Source organism: Streptomyces tatrensis (genome assembly GCF_049310065.1).
Taxonomy (GTDB): domain Bacteria; phylum Actinomycetota; class Actinomycetes; order Streptomycetales; family Streptomycetaceae; genus Streptomyces.
On the sequence record NZ_JBMDLB010000011.1, the window covers coordinates 3,621,980 to 3,640,074 of the forward strand.

Sequence of the window (18,095 nt, forward strand, 5' to 3'; positions counted from 1 at the left end):
CGTGGACTGCATGTACGCGGCTGCGCGCACAGGGGCGGGCCGCCATGGGCGGGCTGCGCCTACGCGGACTGCGGGCCGCCCGGCTCCCTGCGTCGCAGCCGGCGGGCCCCCAGCAGGAGTCCGCCGCCGCCGGCCAGGGCGGCCGCGGCGCCGGCCCCGTACGCCCAGGCTCCGGCGGTGCGGCCGGTCTCGGCCAGCGCTCCGGCCTCGCCGGTTTCGGAGTCCGGGCCCTGGATGTCGAACCGGTAGCCGCCCGCCTCGCCGATCCAGTCGCCGTCGTCGCCCTTGCGCTGCACCAGCGCGGCGTCGGCGACGGCTTCGCCGCGCGGGGTGCCGGGGGCGAAGGCGAGCCGGACGGTGACGGTCACCGAGCCGCCGGGGCCGACGGTGAAGCCGGAGAAGGCGTCGCCACCGTCGAAGACGGCGACGATCTCGTCCCGGTCGGTGCGCTCCAGGCTGACGGGGAAGGTGCTGCCGGGGGCGTCGAACTCCATGCGGAAGTGGGCGGGCCGCAGGGCGCGGGCCGGGTCGGTGAAGACCACGACGGGGTGGATGGCCGTGCACTCGGTTGCGGTCGTGTTCGTGAGGTCGAGGTACCAGGTCTGCGCCGCGCCGCCGGTCCGGTACACCGCCGGTCCACCCCGGATGCGGGCGCCGATCGGAAACTGCGTGCTCTTCCCGTCACCGCAGATGGCCTCCACCCGCGAGGGCAACGCGGGCGCGGGACGGGCTCCGCCACCGGTCCCGATGTCCGCGGACGCGGTGGGGGCGGCGGTGGCGGTGGCGGTGGCCACGAAGACGGCTGCGAGGGCAAGGGCTTTGCGCAGTCGCATGAAGAACCCCTACTCGCCGACGACAGAACACCCAACGGAACGACCCGCCGACCAATTGCCGTACAACCCGACAATCACCCCGGCCTTGCCCGCACCCTCCCACGCCCGCCCGACCCCCTGTCCAGCACCACGCCCAACTTCTCCCGGTTTCCCCCCATTCGGCGCACAGGGGAATCCAGCCACCAGCCGTTCGAAGGCCGGGGGCCGAGGGCTGAGGGCCGAGGGCTGAGGGCCGGAGCAAGCCCAGCCGCCCGACGCTTGAGGACCGAGGTCCGGGCCATTCAAGCCGTCCGGCGTTTGAGGACCGGGGTCTGGGGCGGAGCCCCAGGAACACCTCAGCCCGTCCGGCGCTTGAGGACCGAGGTCCGGGGCGGAGCCCCAGGAACACCTCAGCCCGTCCGGCGCTTGAGGACCGAGGTCCGGGGCGGAGCCCCAGGAACACCTTCAGCCCGTCCGGCGTTTGAGGACCGGGTCAGGGCAGAGCCCTGGGAACGGCGGAAGGGCGGGTAGGGGACTCCGCCCCGCAGGGCCCAGCACCCGAGCCCCAGGCGGGGACGGCCAGCCCGGCGCCCCGCACCTCGCGGCGAGCCCCACCCGGGCCGGGACGCCCAGAAGCCAGGGGCCAGGGGCCAGAGGCCAGGGCCCGGACGCCAAGGGGGCCAGGGGGCCCGAGGCCCCCTCACACCCCCCGCCCGAACAACGGGCCGAGCACCAACTCCGCCGCCCCCTCCGCCACACCCCCCTCCGCGAGTTCAACCCTCACCGCACCCCCCACAAAGGCCCGCACCCCCAAAACCCCCCGCACCCCCTCCAGGAACACCCCCGGCGCAGCCGCCACCACCCGCCCCCCGAGCAACACCCGGTCCACATCCAGCAGCGCGACCAGGTTCGCCGCCGCCTCCCCCACGATCCGCGCCGCCTCCTCCAGCCGCCCCCCGGCCACCGCATCCAGGCACAGCACCTCCGCGCACCCGCGCCCCCCGCACCGGCAGGCCGGCCCGTCCAGCCGCAGCACCTGGTGTCCGAACTCCCCCGCGGCCGAGCGCCGCCCCCGGTAGACCTCTCCGCCACCGGCCAGCCGGAGCCCCGCTCCCAGTCCGGTACCGACGTGTACGTACGCCACGGCCTCCCCGAAGGCGGCCTCTCCGAAGCCGGCCCCCGCCGCGACCCCCGCGTTGGTGTCCTTGTCCACCCGCACGGGAACCCCCAACCGCCCCTCCAGCACCTCCCGCAACGGGAACCCCTCCCATTCCGGGAACCCCGTCACCCGCCCCAGAACCCCGGTCCGCCAGTCCAACGGCCCCGGCGCGGCCACGCCGACGCCGAGGAGAGGCCGGTCACCACACACCCGCGCGACAGCCCGTACGGCCTCCTCGACCACCACGTCCGGACCGGCCCCGAAGTCCAGCGGGGCCCGCCCGTCGGCGACGACACGGCCCGCCAGGTCGACCCGTACCGCCGTGAGCTCGTCCCGGTCCAGGTGCACCCCGACCGCGTACCGCGCCTCCGGCACCAGCCTCAGCAGCGTGCGCGGTTTGCCGCCCGTGGAGGCCTCGCGGCCGGCGTCGGCCACCAGGCCCTCGCCCCGGAGCCGCGCCGCGATCTTGCTGACGGCCTGCGGGGTGAGCCCCGTACGCGCGGCGAGGTCACCGCGGCCGAGCCCGGCGGGGCCGGCTCCGCGCAGGAGGTCCAGTACCAGCGCGTCGTTGTGCCCGCGCAGCACCGGCAGGTTCACACCGCTGCCGCCACTCGTGTCGCCCCTGCTGCTCCCGCCGGCCCTGCTACCCCTGTCCACCTGCCCATTGTCCACCCTCCTTGCACTTAAGCAACACTGTTGCCAAAGTGGACCCATGAACGCCCCCGCCTCCCCCCTCCCCCTCACAACCACCCCCACCGCCCCGCTCCGCGTCGGAGTCGTCGGCTACGGACTGGCCGGTTCCGTCTTCCACGCCCCGCTCGTCTCCGCGACCGAGGGCCTGGTCCTGGACACCGTCGTCACCTCCGACCCGGGCCGCGCCGCCCAGGCCCGCGAGGCCTACCCGGACGTCCGGATCGCCGCCACCGCCACCGAGCTGCTCGCCCAGAGCCCGGCCCCGGACCTCGTCGTCATCGCCTCCCCGAACAAGACGCACGTCCCGCTCGCCACCGCCGCCCTCACCGCCGGCATCCCGGTGGTCGTGGACAAGCCGCTCGCCGCCACGGCGGCCGAAGCCCGCGAACTGGCCGCGCTCGCCGACCGGACGGGGACCTTCCTCTCGGTCTTCCAGAACCGCCGCTGGGACAACGACTTCCTCACCCTGCGCCGCCTCGTCGCCGACGGCGAGCTGGGCGAGGTCCAGCGCTTCGAGTCCCGCTTCGAGCGCTGGCGTCCGCAGCTCAAGGGCGGCTGGCGGGAGTCCGGCGCCCCCGAGGAGATCGGCGGCCTGCTGTACGACCTGGGCAGCCACGTGGTGGACCAGGCGCTGGTGCTCTTCGGCCCTGTCGTACGCGTCTACGCGGAGACCGACGTGCGCCGCCCGGGCGCCGAGGCGGACGACGACACCTTCATCGCCCTCACCCACGCGAGCGGGGTCCGCTCCCACCTCTACGTCAGCGCGACCACGGCCCAGCTGGGCCCGCGCTTCCGCGTACTGGGATCCCGCGCGGGCTACGTCAAGTACGGCCTGGACCCCCAGGAAGGGGCCCTGCGCGAGGGCCTGCGCCCCGGCGACCCCGAGCGGACCTGGGGCGAGGAGCCCGAGCACCTGTGGGGCCGGCTGGGCTCCGGGGAATCACCGCTGACCGGCGGGGGCACGCCGGTACGGACGGCTCCGGGCGACTACCCCGCGTACTACGCGGCCGTGGCGGCGGCCTTGCGCGACGGCGGCCCGGCCCCCGTCACGGCCCTGGAGGCGGCGCACTGCCTGGACGTGCTGGAGGCGGCCGCCAGGTCGTCGAGGGACGGGGTGGTCGTGGAGCTCCCCGCATAGCGACGAGCCGGCCGAAGCCGCGGAGCCCACTGCCCCCGAATCAGGGACTGGCACAGTCCGCTCACCCTTCGACCGGCTCGCACTCGACGTTCGCGCACACGGCGCGCGGGATCTCCTCCATCTGCTTGGGGTGTAGATCAGGAACACGTTGCTGCGGACTTCGTAACGAAAGCCAAATGCATGCGTCAGAAATACACAATGTATTTCTTTTTCGGATCTGAGCCACGTCAACCATGAATCGTCGGCACGATTGGCACCATGAAGGCGGACATGGGGCGCAGGTATCGTGCGCACCCCACCGGCGAACAGGACGAGGTCCTGACCGGGTGGGGTCACACCGCGCGCGCCCTGTGGAACGTCGCCTTGGAACAGCGGGTGTACCTGTGGCAACAGCGCCGGTACAGCATGCGCGCCGCTGAACAGTCGAAGTACCTCACCTCTGCCCGTCATGAGCTGGACTGGATTGGGCAGCTCCCCGCACAGGCCGGGCAGCAAATCCTGCGCAGCCTCGACCAGGCTTACGACAATTTCTGGAATCCCGGGCATGCTGCCGGGTTTCCGACACGGAAGAAGCGCGGGCACCGCCTGTCGATCCCGTTTCCCGGGCAGACGGTCCAGGTCCGCAAACTGAACCGCAGGTGGGCCGAGGTTCGTCTCCCGAAACTCGGCTGGCTCCGGTTCCGCCTCTCCCGCGTGATCGGGGGAACGATCCGCAACGCCACCCTGTCCCGGGACGGCAACGGCTGGCACATCAGCTTCGGCGTTCACACCGGCCGTAAGCCGGACGTACCGAACGGGAAGCCTGCATGCGGGGTGGATTTCGGCGTCGCCGCATCCGCGTTCGTCTCGACCGAGACCTCACCCCGGCTCATGCCCCCGACGCTCACCGCCAATGAACGAAAGCGACTCAAAGCACTGGAGCAGCGCCGGGCCCGCCAGATCACCTACGCGAAGAAGCACAAGGGTGGGAAATTCAGCCGTCGCCTGCGCGCGACGATCACCCACATTGCGAAGCTCACCACCCGGCGGGCCAACCGACGCCAGGACTTCACACACAAGCTCACCACCGATCTCGCCAAAAACCACGGCATGATCGGTATCGAGGACCTGCGCGTGAAGAACATGACCAAGTCCGCGAAGGGCAAAGCAGGGAACCCGGGGAAGAACGTCCGGGCAAAAGCCGGGCTGAACCGGTCCCTCCTGGACAACTCCCCGGGGGAACGGCGGCGCCAGCTGGAGTACAAGACCCGCATGTACGGATCCGTGCTCGTAGCGGTGCCGCCGTTCCATACCTCCCAGACCTGCGGCAACCCTGCCTGCGGGAAGGTTGATTCCGAATCCCGCAAGGGATGCGGCCGGCTGTTCGTCTGCATCCACTGCGGGCACGAGGACGACGCCGACCACAATGCCTCGGTCGAGATCGAGGCCCGAGCCCGCCGGACGGGCGGCTCGGACATCAACAGCACGCGCAGCACCCAAGGGTGCGAGTCCCGGCCACCAGTCGGAGGCGTCCGCGTGAAGCCCCAAAGCCCGCCCGCGCGAGCCAAAGGGAATCGCTCCCGTTAACAGGAGCGAGCATCGTCAAGCGTCCTTGAACTCCTGGCGCTGACGGCCGAGCCCGTCGATCTCCAGCTCCACGACGTCGCCCGCCCGCAGGAACGGCTTCGGCTCCGGCTGGCCCGCGGCCACACCGGCCGGGGTGCCGGTGACGATGACATCGCCCGGGTACAGGGTCATGAACTGGCTGACGTACCGCACGACCTCGCCGACCGGGAAGATCTGGTCGGAGGTGTTGCCGTCCTGCTTGAGCTCACCGTTGACCCACAGCTTGACGTCCAGCACCTGCGGGTCCGGGATCTCGTCCGCGGTGACCAGCCAGGGGCCGAGCGGGGTGAAGGTCTCGCAGTTCTTGCCCTTGTCCCAGGTGCCGCCGCGCTCGATCTGGAACGCGCGCTCGGTCACGTCGTTGACCAGCACGTACCCGCCGACGTGCGCGAGGCCCTCCTCGGGGGAGGAACAGGTAGCGGGCGGTGGCACCGATGACGACGCCGAGCTCCGCCTCCCAGTCGGTCTTCACGCTGGTGCGCGGGATCAACACGGTGTCGTCGGGGCCGACCACGGTGTCCGGGGCCTTGAGGAACACGATCGGCTCGGCCGGCGCCTCGGCGCCCACCTCGGCCGCGTGCCCGTGGTAGTTCAGGCCGATGCCCACGACCTTGCCTATGCGGCCGACCGCAGACCCGATCCGCAGGCCCTCGGCGTCCAGCACCGGGAGCTCACCGGACCCGGCCGCGTCCCGTACCCGGGACAGCACGGAGTCGTCGGCGAGCAGCGCGCCATCCACATCCGTGATCAGGCCGGACAGGTCCCGCAGGGTCCCGTCCTGGTCGAGCAGCGCGGGGCGCTCCGACCCGACGGGTCCTACACGCAGCAGCTTCATGGGCATTCTCCCGTGGTCGAGGGTGGTCGGCCCATGGGCATGCCCCGGGCCGGACGATGGGTTGCGGCCATCGGAGGATTGGTCGATCCTCCAAGATGTCGGCCTCATCCGCAAGACCCTGTTCACATGACGGAACGCTCTGCTCCGCTGAGCGCCCGCCCGGCAGCCTCCGCCCGGTCCTTCCGGTGCTGGAGCCAGATCCGTTCGGCCACCGACCAGGCGGTGGTGGTGACCAGGTACAGGCCGGCCGCCAACGGCACCAGGGCAGCCGTGATCAGCGTCCCGAAGGACAGCAGGGGCAGTACGCCGCCCAGCTTGCGCATGGCCTCCCGCTGCTCGGCGCTCACGGCGCCGCCGGCCCCGAGCGCGGCGGAGAAGGCCCCGGCAGGCTTGACCCCGGCGGCCTTGCCCCCGGTACGCGCGCCACCCGCGGCCTGCGCCCGAGCCCGCGCGCCCCCCGCGGCCCTGCCGGCACCGGCCTTGCCGGCGCCACCCTTGCCGCCGCCGGCCTTGCCCCGGCCGGCCTCGGTCGTGGCCGCGGCCGCCTCGGCGGCGTCGGCCGCCAGCGCCGCGGCCCTGCGCCCGCGGACCGCGCTCCACGCGGCCACCACCGCGATGGCCGCGAACAGCCCGAGGAACACCAGCCCCCGCGCCCCGAACAGGCCGCCGTCCCCGAGCGCGTCGCCCCACCGGTCCCCCAGCGGCGCGGCGAACAGCTGCCGGCCGAGCAGCTCGTTGCTGGACCCGCCGATCTCCGCCGCGGAGAACGCCCGGTACATCACGAAGAACACCGGCAGCTGGAGCAGCATGGGCAAGATGGCCGCCACCGGGGTCGCCCCACGGAAGCCGGCCCGGCTCAGCGGGTACAGCGCGAGCCGTACGAGCACGGTGAACAGCACGATCGCGGCAGCGGTCGCGGACTCGGCCAGCACCGGCTCCAGGAGCCGGCCCAGCAGAGCGACAAGATGAGTGAATGCGGACACGTGGGCCCTCCGAGGGGTCTCGTCGAACGTCGAAAGAGATGCGTTTTCGGCGTGACGACCCGCGAGGGGCGACAACAGTGATCAGTGGAGATGAGTGATCAGAAGGAGCTGCGCGCCCCTACGCGGCCGTCGGAAGGGAACGGCCGGGCGCCCTGGGCCTCGACCGGCCCGAAGCGTCGGGATCGCGCTGCGGCAGGAACGCCGTGCGCTTCTCGCGATCACGGATCGCGGTACGTATTCGGTGCGGCGGCACCGGCCGGACCAGCCGGGCGGCCAAGGCCGAGGCGCCGACGGCGAAGGTCGCCGCGAGGGCCACCACGACCGCTCCGAGCCCGCCCTCCCCGGCGAACAGCCCGAGGAATCCGCCGAGCAGCAGGAGCGGGGCCAGCACGGCCAACAGCCGCGCGGACGGCACCGCGAACCGCACGGGACGAAGCCCTCTGTGCTCTGCCATACGAACCGCCCCCTCCCGCTCCGGCGCACGAACTCCCGTACCCGCACGCGTAACTCGTACTCGTACTCGTACTCGTACTCGTACTCGTACTCGTACTCGTACTCGTACTCGCGATCGATACTAACCGCGCACACCGACAACGGACGGGACTTCGTTTTGATCCCCGTGCAGGGGATCACGCGCGAGAACCTCCTCGTCCGGCCTCCCGTCCCCGTCCCCCTCCCCCTCACGCGGACCGAGCCAGGCCACCGTCAGCGCGACCGCCAGGTTCACCACGAGGGCGACCATGCCCGCGTTCACGCCCCACACCGGGTCGTTGCCCGTGAAGACCAGCCCGCAGACGACCGCGACCCCCGCGGCCAGCCCGCACACCGCGGCCGCCATCGTGAGCCGGCGCCACACCAGACCCAGCAGCAGCATCGGCACCAGTTGCGCCATGCCCTCGTAGGACACGAGCGAGAGCCGGACCAGCGTGTTCGGCGCCGTGTACGTCATCACCAGCGCGATCGTCCCGGCCGCCACCACGACCACCTGCGAGGCGAGCTTCTGCCGCTCTCCCGAGCTCCACCGCGGCACGAGCGAAAGCACGCTGCGCCCCCACATCGTGCCGATGACCAGCATGAACACCGCCATCGGCACGATCGACGACAGCGCCGCCGCCACCCCGATCAACCCCACCGCCCACGCCGGCAGGGAGTCCACGACCAGCTTGAACAGCGCGAGGTTGGACTCCGCGCCCGTCAGTCCCGGGACGACGAACAGCGCCGCCATGCCCAGCAGCATCGGTACGAAGAGGAGCACGTTGTACGCGGGCAGCAGGATGGCGTTGCGGCGCAGCGCGTCGGCGCTCCGCGCGCCCAGGTAACCCGCCACCGTGGTCGGGAAGATGACGACAGTCAGCGCGTTCAGCACGGTGGTGGAGGCGAACCAACCCACCCCCAGCTCGCCCCGGCCGCCCTCGCCGCTCCCGGCGCCGGGGAGGGTCAGCCACTGCGGGCGTTCGGCCGCGAGCCGGTCGAAGAGCTCCCCGTAGCCGCCGAAGTAGTGCTGGGGCACGTAGACGGCGAGGAACCCGAGCGTGCAGATGACCAGCACGTCCTTCAGCACGGACACCCACGCGCTGCCGCGCAGCCCGCTCACGACGACGAAGCCGGTGGTGACGGCGAAGGCGATGAAGTACGCCCATTCCAGGGACACCGCGCCGTAGGTGACCGTCGAGACCACGACACCCATTCCGGTGATCTGGAGCTGGATGTAGGGGAGCAGGAACACGGTCGCCAGCACCGCGACCGCGGCGCCGAGCCACGGGCGCCCGTACCGGTGACTCACCATGTCCGTGATGCCGACGAGGCCGTGGCGGCGCGCGTAGTCCCAGAGCACGGGTCCGACGACGTAACCGACCGCGTAGCCGCAGGACATGTACGCGACCACGTACATCACCGGGGCTCCGTAGTTGTAGCCCCAGCCGGCCGCGCCGAGGTAGCTGAAGCTCGTGTATCCCTCGCCCGCCATCAGGACCCAGATGAACACGGTCCCGAGCGACCGCCCGCCCACCGACCACTCGGCGAGCCCGCCGCCGCCCCCGCCGCGTCCGCCCCGCCCGCGCACCGCGAGCAGTCCGAGCGCGACGGTGGCCACCATGAACACCCCGAAGACGGTGGTCGCCACGGCCACCTGGCTCACCGGTGATCACCGCGCCAGGTCAGCCAGACCGCGAGCGGGGTCAGCAGGGTCGCCCCGGCGAACCAGAGGAGCAGGAACGGTACGCCGCCCAGTGCCGGCTCCACCCGGTTGGCGAACGGCAGCCCACCGGCGAACAACACGAACGGCGCGGCAAGCCACACCAACTGCGTACGTTTCACCCTTTTCCGACGCACCGCCCCACACTACGGTCCATCCGCCCGCCGGCCCGTCCGCCGGCCCGCCCGCCGTCAGCGCTTGAGGGTCCCCCACACCACGAGCCGGTACTTGGAGCTGTACTCGGGCGTGCACGTGGTCAGCGTGATGTACGCACCGGGCTCGCTGTACCCGGCCCCCGGCGTGACGGCGCTGCGCGGGACGGGAGCGATCACCCCGGTGTCGCGCTCGGTCGTCTCCGCCAGCGTCTGCCCGACCAGGTACACGTAGCGCTTCCCCCGCACATCCACGATCAGCTCGTCCCCGGCCCTGAGCCGGTTGATGTACCTGAACGGCTCCCCGTGCGTGTTGCGGTGTCCGGCGAGCGCAAAGTTCCCCTCGGCCCCGGGCTGCGCGGTCCCCGCGTAGTGCCCGGCGTAGCCCTTGTCGAGCACGGACCGCTTGTCCACGCCCTGCGCGACGGGCACGGCGACGCCGAGACGCGGAATGCGCAGGACGCCGTACGCGGACGCCCGCGGCGGCGGCTTGGCGGTGCGCGACCCGGAGTTGCCCGGTACCTGGCTCGAGGGCCCGTCACCGTCCGGCCCGTCGGACGGAGCGACGGACGAGTCGCCGGCCGGATCCTCCTCGGCCCCACCCTCCTCGGGCACGGGGGCCCACCCGCCCTCCTCCAGCTCCCTCACCACCTCGTGGGCGGCACTCAGCGCCTGCCGGTTGGTCCACCACACCTGGTGCACCACCAGCAGCATCACCACCACACCCACGGTGACGGCCAGTTCACCCGCCGCCCACAACGCCCCCGCGAGACCGGCCCGGCGCGCATGCCACGTCCGCCGGCCCTTCCCCTGCACCACGACCCGCACGCGATCTCGCACGGGCGGCACCTTAAGTCCTCCCCCGTCAACTGACCAGCGGCAGTACGCTGCAAACCATGCGCCCCGACACGCCTGCCGAGCACATCGCCGAAGCCGAGCGCCTCATCCGCACGGCGACCCGCTACCCCGAGGACCAGGAGCCCCTGCTCCTCCAGGCCGCGGCCCACCTCGAACTGGCCGACGAACGCGAACGGGCGAGCGCCCTCTACGACCAACTCCTGGCCGCTGACACGACGGACGATCCCTCCCTCATCAAGGCCCTCCAGGCGGCCAACCTCTGGGAGTACGGCCACGAGCCCGAGGCCCGCGCCCTCATCCAGGGCATCCGCGCCGCGGCCCCCTCGGACCCGGCCCCCTGGGAGGTCATCGCCGAGGCCCTGGAAGCCCACGACGAACTCGAAGCCTCCCACGAGTGCTTCACGGAGGCGGCCACCCTCCTGGCCCCGGACAACGCCCCCCTCACCCGGGCCACGACCGCGCTCCTCACGGGCCGCCACCGCGTACGCCGCCTGCTGGCCCTCCCCCACGACGACTGGGACATGGTCGCGGACACCCGCCACATCGGCCCGATCCCGCTGGACGAGCTCCACGACCCCAAGCGCATCTGGGCCCTCGGCTCCGACGACCCCGCCGAACTCCGCGCCGAGATCGCCCGCCTGCGCGCCGAACTCGGCGACCGCCGCGCCGCGCTCTCCCGCCCCTTCCCGGTGGCGATCCTCCACTGGCCGGCCCGCGAACTGGCGGAGCTGCTCACCAGCTACCCCACCCTGTCCACGGAGTACCCCTCCCACGACGCCCACCTGGCCCAGGTGGAAGCCTCCCTCCGCACCCTGGCCGCCTCGGGCACGACGAACCTCGGCATCGTCACGGCCAGCGTCCCCTCGTACGAAGCCTTCGCCGCCTCGGAAAAGACCTCCCCGTCCTCCCCGTCCCTCCTGGCGGAATACGCCACCACCCTGGCCGCCCGAGGCAAGGCCACCCCGTGGCCCCCGACGCCCACCACTCCGTGCTGGTGCTCGTCGGGCCGACCGTACGGGGAGTGCCACGGGCATGGGCGGTAGACAGGGATTGAGACAGAATCCTCGACGCCTTCGCACACAGGGCGCAATCCGGCCTACCCTCGCTCCGAGCACTCAAGATCACGCATCAGAGCGGCGGAGACATGACGACAGCAGCACAGAAACGACTCACCTCGCTTGAGATCTGCGCAGGCGCGGGTGGCCTCGCTCTCGGGCTTGAGGGGGCCGGTTTCGACCCCGTGCTGCTCATCGACAACCGCCCGGTCGTCTGCGAAACGCTGCGGATCAACCGCCCCGGGTGGGACATCCTTGAAATGGATCTCCTCGATTTCGACCCCGTCGACCACCAGCAGACGTACGGAGTGGACCTGCTGTCGGCGGGGCTTCCCCGCGTGAAGGCGACCGCCGCGGTCCATCGCGGTCGCGGCAGCGATCTCGAGCTGGAGATCCTGAAGGCCACGATCTTGCTCATGCACAGCGTGCAGCCGCGCGCACTCCTCATCGAGAACGTGCCGGATCTGATCACAAAAGAGACCTATGCCCCGATCCGGGAATACATCACCGCAGAACTTGATCATCTCGGATATCGATATGAGTGGTTCGTGCTCAACGCGGCGGACTACCGGGTACCGCAAGATCGGAAGCAGGGCCTCCTCGTCGCCTTCAAGGACGACATGATTGATGCCTTCAAGATTCCGCCCCGGGTAATGGAACCGCCGATCACGGCGGGTGAGGCGCTCGGCGAGTCCATGGCTGCACGCGGATGGTCGGGCGCCATGCAATGGGCTGCCCAGGCTGACCGGATCGCGCCGACGTTGGTGGGCGGCTCGTGGGAACGAGGAGGCCCTGATCTCGGCCCGACAGGGTCGAAGAAGGCGTGGGCGAGGATGGGCGTGGACGGCGCCACCGTGGCGAATGAGGTACCCGGGCCCGAATTCCGATGGGATCCAACCCTGGGCCGACCGGGCATGATGCCGCTCACGGTGGAGCAGGCGGCCCGCCTCCAGGGCTTCCCCTCCGACTGGCAGGTCGCGGGCAAGAAGACCGCCCGCTATCGCCAGGTGGGGCACGCGTCACCTCCGCCAGTGGGCGAGGCATTGGGGCGCGCCATCGCCGCGGCATTGGGGGCGTGAGCAGCCGATCCGCCGTCACCCTCACCGGGCGGAGCCGACTAGACTACCGACACATGACCTCCGTAGATTCCAGACAGCCCGACCCCGCGTCTGTCGAGATGGTGGACCTCTTTGCGGGACCGGGCGGGCTGGACGTGGCCGCACGCTGGCTGGACGTGTCAGTGGCGGGGATCGAGTGGGACCAGAACGCATGCGCCACTCGCGTTGCGGCGGATCTGATCACCGTGCCGGGCGACGTCCGTAATTTCGAACCGGAGAAGTTTCCGAACGCCACCATCCTCGCCGGCGGGCCGCCGTGCCAGACGTACACCGTCGCCGGGGCAGGCGCCGGACGTCGCGCGCTGGATCAGGTGCTTGCCTTCATCGATCGCATGGCATCCGGCGAGGACTACAGCAAGATCGAGGACGATCTCGTCAAGCTCGACGACGAGCGCACGGGGCTGGTCCTGCAGCCTCTGAAATGGGCACTCGCCGCACATACGGCAGGCAAGCCCTACCAGGCCATTGTGCTTGAGCAGGTGCCTGCCGTCCTGCCTGTGTGGCAGGCAATGGCGGAGGTACTCAAGACCCTGGGCTACTCGGTTGACTGCGACATTCTGCACACCGAGGAATTCGGCGTACCGCAGACACGGCGTCGGGCAATCCTGATCGCCCGTCTCGGCGAAAAGGCCGAACTTCCGAGTCCGACACATCACCGCTACCGCAAGGGTAAGGCCAAGGGCGACGGCGATCCGCACAAAAAGGCCTGGGTGTCGATGGGTGAGGCGCTGGAGCGTCGGGACGAATTCGTCGTGATCTCCAATTACGGAACGGGCGGCGACCCCAAGGCCCGCGGCCGCCGCAGCTCGGCCATGCCCTCGGCCACGGTTACCGGAAAGATTTCCCGCAATCGCCTGGTGACGCCGCTCGGTTCCGAATTGGACCGGTTCAACCACCCCGAGGCAGGTCAACTTCAGACGTTCCCCGTCGACTATCCGTGGTCTCGCGGCGACATTGCCCAGCAGATCGGAAACGCCATTCCGCCGCGCCTCGCCGCCCACGTACTCGCTGCCGCGCTCGGCATGACACTCGATGAGCAGGCACTCGACGCGGCCGTGAAGGCCAAGTGGGCAGAGACGAAGGCAAGTGCTCCGCTTGCTCCCTCCGCCGCCGTCTGAGGTACGCCTTCACCCTCATCCCTCCTCGCCGGCCTCCCGCTTCCGCCGATGCCGAAGCGGCGCCTCGGCCGACAGTTGCTCAAACAGCGGCAGCAGCGCTTCCAGGGCTCGTCCGCTCACCGATCCGTCGTCCGGACCGTCCGGTAGGCGTTCCCAGGGGACGGCGGGGCTGTGCTCGGCCTCGGCAATCCAGTCGTGGAGAGCATCGTGGTCCGTGGGCCGGTCGGGAGCGAGAACGTCGTAGACAAGAGTGCTCCCCGCTGCGTTGACGGCGGACGACAGGGCGTTGATCCGGTCACCGAGGCGGGGGGTTCCGTCGGCCATCAGACGTTCCAGTACACGGAGAATCGCCTGGGCGGTGGGCCGGTGATCGATGACGTCCAAGCGCATCGTCGTGTTGAGCACATCCTGCACGCGACAGGCGATCTCGACGGGCCGGTAGTCCGAGCCGTCACGGAAGAGTTCCGCCGCCCACCACAGGCGCGCGAAAGCCTGGGTGTAATGGGGGCCGACGAAGCGGGAAGGGGCGGCCGCCTCCGTTCCCTTGTGACGCCAGAACACATAATCCGACCCGACGAGCATCGCGAGGAAGTTCCACCGCCTGCAGTCAGCCGCCTCGGCACGGGTCATGCGCAGCGTGGCGTGTAGGCGTGGGGCGAGCCAGCCGTCCGCCGCCGCTCGATTGTCTTCGAAGCGGTTCATTGCCTCATCGAGGAGTTCGCGTAGGGGCGCGGTGCGCCAGCGTGCCTCGGTCTCCGGAAGGCTCTCGGCCGCCTTGCGAAGTGCGACTTGGGGTCGGTTGTCGTGGCCCGCCAACATGCCGCGGCCGAGGTGCTTGGTTGCGGCACCGTCGGACAGCAGCCCGAGGGCTGACGGGATGTCGGCGGCGGTTGAGCGATGCATCAGCTCGCACTCCTCTCGGCTCGGTCGACGGACCGTACTGCGTCGGTCAGCTTCTTCGTGATCCGGCTGCGCTTGCCGGCGGCGTGCTGGATGCTCGTCTGAAGTTCGGACCAGCCGAACCCCTTTGTGCGGCGCTCGTTGATGTCGTACAGCGCGTCGGTGAGTTGTCGGCCGGGCAGGACATCGGGGAGCATCATGCGCACCACCGCCTCACGCCAGCCGGTGGGCATGACAGGGGTCCCGTCGTCATCGACATCGAGCTCGTTGATCGCGGTGTGGAACATGGCGGTCCAGGCGTCCTGAGAGATCTGGCTTGCCGTCATATCGCGCAACACCTTCTCCGCAACGGTCCCGCCGGTGCCACCGAGGACGTCCATCAACCCCTCCACCGCTGTGGTGTTGAGGTATACGGTCGGAATGTCGCCGGAGGTCTCGACAATCCAGGACGATTCCCTGAATGGACGCAGCCAGTCGTGCGGTCCCTCACGGAAGTCGACCTCGACGATCTCGATCTCGCGCCGACGCACTGGGACCGTTTCCTTGAGGTCGATGTACCAGTCCTGTTCCATCGAGCCGATGACACGTCCCGCAACGCCGCCCACAGTGCTCACCACAGCGAGGGTGAGCACGGCCCGGTTGTAGTGAAGGGCTCGCGACAATTCGATAACCCCCTGCCGGCTGCCGTCCGGGGCGTACGCGAGATGCGCGACGGTGCGTGTATTGGTCGCCTTCTCGGTCAGGACGGCCAGGCAGACGACATCGGACCAGGGCCCTCCAGCGACCTCCTGCTCAGGCAGGACCGCCTTGAGCCGGAGGGTAGCCGTGTCCCACTTCTCACGTCCCGTCTGGTGCAAAGCGACGGTTTGCTCAGCCCTGGAGACGTTCAAGTAGGGAAGTTCCGCACCGTCAACGACAACGGCCAGGACTTCAATGCCAACGTCGCCGAAGAGGGTCGGGTACGGAAATGCCGGCTTCACGCAACGCCTCCACGGGCCTTGACGATGTCTACGACGAGTCGGGCGAGACCGCCTTGTACCGGGTGGGTGGAGGGGTCTGTGACACCGGTGAACACGGCCGTTCGCACGCCCGCTTCAATAGCGAGGTTGCCGGATTCGACACGACAGTTCTCGGTCGGCGTGAGCAATGCCCACCCGACTTCCGGGCGGCCTCCGGAGCGTACGTCGAACTTGGCAACAGGGGTAAGGAGCCACGGATCCTCGACGTCGGGCAGCTTGAGGCCGACCGTGACGTGCCAGGCGCCCGTGGTCTCGACGCGAGCGTTGACGGTGCGCACAGTGGGGAAGCCTTGGGCACGACGGCTGCCTGCCGCCCCGCCCCCGTCGAGCTTCAGCAGTTCGCGCAGCACGGTCGGGCCTCCCGCCCTGCGCCCGTTCTCGCGGCGACCTACGAGCCCCCGTACGGCCTTGTCGATCTCGGTGCGGAACTCCTTGAGGCGGCTGAGCGCACCCCGTTCGTACAGGGTGGTGAGTTCTTCAGTGCGGTCCCAGCGATCATGCTCGGGGGGTTCAGAGGCCCGCAAGAACGCCTCCGCGACGGCGACGTCCTCCGCGTCGCGACCGGTGGCGTATCCGGCGAGGAGCACGGCGTGGAAAGGCACGGCGCCCAGTGGCATGTCGCGGGGGCGCTGCTCGGTGATCGTCATGCGGTTTCCCCGCATACAAACGACGCGGTTGGCATGTTCGTCGTTCTCGACGGCCGGAGTGAGGAGGAGAACGGCCGGGTGCTCCAGCCCCTTGTCGCGAGAGCGCCCCTTGCCCCTGAAGGGTGTGACGACGAGGGGGACGGACACGCGGGCGACCTGATCTCCGGCCGTGAGTTCACCGACAGTCTCGCCGTCGAGGTAGGCCTGCAGGGCACGGCTCAGCGCAGGGTGGTGCGCATGCGGGTCGACCCGTTCCTCGGGGATCAGCACCTGGCCGTTGCGCAGCGTGGTGACGCGAGCCTCCAGCAGGGCTCCCGCGTCCCGCCCGCTGATCATCGCGGCCCAGAATCCATCGGCCAGAGATCTGACCAGCTTGTCGTGCATCTCCTGGAGGGTCTCGGCATCCCCGGACGCGTCATGGGCACCCACAATGAGGAACGAGGTCCCTGGGTCGGAACCAATCCGCTCCAGGTGCAGGTCCCGCACCGTCTGTTCGTCCGCCCACCAAGAGCGGGAGACGCCTTTGTGGTCGGCTTCGGTGTCCGCCTCGCCGAACCACGCGGGGCCGGCGTACGCCGCCCCGTCGATCTCGTGCCAGGGCAGGTCTAGTCGACCGATGACGCGCCGCTCGGTTCGCCCCTCGTGTGGCTCGGAGAGAGTCGAGTTCATTAGCACGAGGCCGAACCGGCTGGTCGCCCAGAGCGTGGCCTTGCCCAGCCCGTACGAACCGCCGGCACGTCCTCCGGACTGCTTGTGGCTGTCGAGCTGGCGTCGGACGACAGCGGCGAACCGTCCATCACTGTATTCAGGGCCGGTGAGACCGGAGGCATTGGAGTCGTCGACGCGCAGCAGGAGCAGGGACCGATTGCCACCCAGATCGTCGAGTGCCACCCGCAGGCTCCGCGAGACCTTCTGTTCGGCCGCGGCGGCCTGTTCATAGTGCGTACGCAACTCCCCCCAGCGCAAGGTCCGGAGGAATTCGTCGAGGTGCTCACCACTCAACTCGTGAAGGGTGTAGCGCACATGGACGGGGGCATCGGGGCGGTGGCGCTCGTCCAGGGAGTTCTGGGTGGCCTCTCGGGCCAGGACGGAGAGGTCGGCGTCGAAGGCGAAGGCCGCGGCATTTCCGTACTCGCGCCCGCCATCCGCGTGGGCGGGGCGATGATGCCACTGGAGTGGCCGCGCAGTGGTGACATCGGCGGTGCGGTTGTACACGGAGGCGGCATCGGTGCCCAGGACCTCGGCGATGGCCCGCTTGGTCTCCTCGCGCGGCTCGGCGCGACCAGTGATCCAGGCGGACACCGCCGCGCGGGTCAACCCGAGTCGTGTGGCGAGCTGGGCCTGCGACATGCCGGCCCGCCGGAGCTGACGGCCGAGCCAAGGACCGAACGCCTCGCCCTGCTGCACTGTCATCGACTGCGCGCCTTCCTCTTCCACGCCGGCCGGGGCAAATCCCCCAGCACCCGGCGGCCAGCCTAACAGGCCCATTTGACGAGGTCTGTCATGTCAAAATTCGATGTACAGGCAGGGGTCTGACCCCTTCCCATAGACAGCCCCCTCGGCGACACACCGTCCACACCTAAGGCCAAAGATTCCCCTCCAACCCCATGGACAACGGGAGTTGGATCCGGATACCGTTTTTGATCAACGGCGGGGGTTAAACCTCCGAAGCGGCTCAGGAGCCGTCGTCCGTCATGCCGTCGCCGTCTGGGCGAACACGTCTCGACACACGCGGCGCGCTCGCGTAGATACGTCATCCCGCACGGACAGCACAAGCCCCCGAGATCACAAGTCGCAAAGGGCGGACGA

At 70.2% G+C, this 18,095-nt stretch carries 15 protein-coding genes and 1 pseudogene; 5 read left to right on the forward strand and 11 right to left on the reverse strand.

Going from position 1 to position 18,095, the window contains the following annotated elements:
* Window positions 1-59: 59 nt before the first annotated feature.
* Together ACODT5_RS32160 and ACODT5_RS32165 are read right to left on the reverse strand one after the other, a co-directional pair.
* Window positions 60-833 (reverse strand): hypothetical protein, encoded by a 774-nt coding sequence (locus ACODT5_RS32160; RefSeq protein WP_422522638.1) that lies wholly within the window; start codon window positions 831-833, stop codon window positions 60-62.
* Window positions 834-1,512: 679 nt separating this feature from the next.
* On the reverse strand, window positions 1,513-2,628 hold the full coding sequence (locus ACODT5_RS32165) for an ROK family transcriptional regulator (protein WP_422522639.1): 1,116 nt from the start codon (window positions 2,626-2,628) through the stop codon (window positions 1,513-1,515).
* A gap of 55 nt (window positions 2,629-2,683) precedes the next feature.
* On the opposite strand from ACODT5_RS32165, the gene ACODT5_RS32170 reads away from it, so the two are divergent.
* Both ACODT5_RS32170 and ACODT5_RS32175 read left to right on the forward strand, forming a co-directional pair.
* Window positions 2,684-3,802, forward strand: coding sequence for a Gfo/Idh/MocA family oxidoreductase (locus ACODT5_RS32170; protein ID WP_422522640.1), 1,119 nt, complete (start codon window positions 2,684-2,686; stop codon window positions 3,800-3,802).
* Window positions 3,803-4,060: 258 nt separating this feature from the next.
* The gene (locus ACODT5_RS32175) at window positions 4,061-5,368 is read left to right on the forward strand and encodes an RNA-guided endonuclease InsQ/TnpB family protein (protein ID WP_422522641.1); all 1,308 of its coding nucleotides are present in this window, start codon (window positions 4,061-4,063) and stop codon (window positions 5,366-5,368) included.
* 15 nt (window positions 5,369-5,383) lie between these two features.
* Here the strand turns inward: ACODT5_RS32175 and ACODT5_RS32180 are convergent.
* From ACODT5_RS32180 to ACODT5_RS32205, 6 genes and pseudogenes are all read right to left on the reverse strand, one after another.
* Window positions 5,384-6,242 (reverse strand): annotated as a pseudogene (locus tag ACODT5_RS32180) (fumarylacetoacetate hydrolase family protein).
* Between the two features lie 122 nt (window positions 6,243-6,364).
* Entirely contained in the window at window positions 6,365-7,225 is an 861-nt protein-coding gene (locus ACODT5_RS32185; protein WP_422522642.1) for a hypothetical protein, read from the reverse strand.
* Window positions 7,226-7,343: 118 nt separating this feature from the next.
* Window positions 7,344-7,679, reverse strand: a complete 336-nt coding sequence (locus ACODT5_RS32190; protein WP_422522643.1) for a DUF6412 domain-containing protein — start codon at window positions 7,677-7,679, stop codon at window positions 7,344-7,346.
* A gap of 120 nt (window positions 7,680-7,799) precedes the next feature.
* Window positions 7,800-9,320: a sodium:solute symporter family protein gene (locus tag ACODT5_RS32195; RefSeq protein ID WP_422525105.1), complete on the reverse strand. Its 1,521-nt coding sequence runs from the start codon at window positions 9,318-9,320 to the stop codon at window positions 7,800-7,802.
* Between the two features lie 38 nt (window positions 9,321-9,358).
* Window positions 9,359-9,541, reverse strand: coding sequence for a DUF3311 domain-containing protein (locus ACODT5_RS32200; protein ID WP_422522644.1), 183 nt, complete (start codon window positions 9,539-9,541; stop codon window positions 9,359-9,361).
* A 69-nt stretch (window positions 9,542-9,610) separates the two neighbouring features.
* Window positions 9,611-10,411 (reverse strand): class E sortase, encoded by an 801-nt coding sequence (locus tag ACODT5_RS32205; RefSeq protein ID WP_422522645.1) that lies wholly within the window; start codon window positions 10,409-10,411, stop codon window positions 9,611-9,613.
* Window positions 10,412-10,467: 56 nt separating this feature from the next.
* Here ACODT5_RS32205 and ACODT5_RS32210 point away from each other — a divergent pair, with 56 nt between their 5' ends.
* From ACODT5_RS32210 to ACODT5_RS32220, 3 genes are all read left to right on the forward strand, one after another.
* Window positions 10,468-11,472 (forward strand): SEC-C metal-binding domain-containing protein, encoded by a 1,005-nt coding sequence (locus tag ACODT5_RS32210; RefSeq protein WP_422522646.1) that lies wholly within the window; start codon window positions 10,468-10,470, stop codon window positions 11,470-11,472.
* Between the two features lie 101 nt (window positions 11,473-11,573).
* Entirely contained in the window at window positions 11,574-12,563 is a 990-nt protein-coding gene (locus tag ACODT5_RS32215) for a DNA cytosine methyltransferase (protein ID WP_422522647.1), read from the forward strand.
* Between the two features lie 53 nt (window positions 12,564-12,616).
* Window positions 12,617-13,720 (forward strand): DNA cytosine methyltransferase, encoded by a 1,104-nt coding sequence (locus tag ACODT5_RS32220; RefSeq protein ID WP_422522648.1) that lies wholly within the window; start codon window positions 12,617-12,619, stop codon window positions 13,718-13,720.
* A 15-nt stretch (window positions 13,721-13,735) separates the two neighbouring features.
* On the opposite strand, the gene ACODT5_RS32225 is transcribed toward ACODT5_RS32220, so the two are convergent.
* The 3 genes from ACODT5_RS32225 to ACODT5_RS32235 are packed head-to-tail and all read right to left on the reverse strand — an operon-like array spanning window position 13,736 to window position 17,699.
* On the reverse strand, window positions 13,736-14,623 hold the full coding sequence (locus ACODT5_RS32225; protein ID WP_422522649.1) for a DUF6339 family protein: 888 nt from the start codon (window positions 14,621-14,623) through the stop codon (window positions 13,736-13,738).
* Window positions 14,623-15,600: a hypothetical protein gene (locus tag ACODT5_RS32230; RefSeq protein WP_422522650.1), complete on the reverse strand. Its 978-nt coding sequence runs from the start codon at window positions 15,598-15,600 to the stop codon at window positions 14,623-14,625. Before ACODT5_RS32230 ends, ACODT5_RS32225 begins: the two co-directional genes overlap by 1 nt.
* Window positions 15,597-17,699, reverse strand: a complete 2,103-nt coding sequence (locus ACODT5_RS32235) for a helix-turn-helix transcriptional regulator (RefSeq protein ID WP_422522651.1) — start codon at window positions 17,697-17,699, stop codon at window positions 15,597-15,599. The genes ACODT5_RS32230 and ACODT5_RS32235 overlap by 4 nt, the downstream gene beginning before the upstream one ends.
* Window positions 17,700-18,095: the final 396 nt, after the last annotated feature.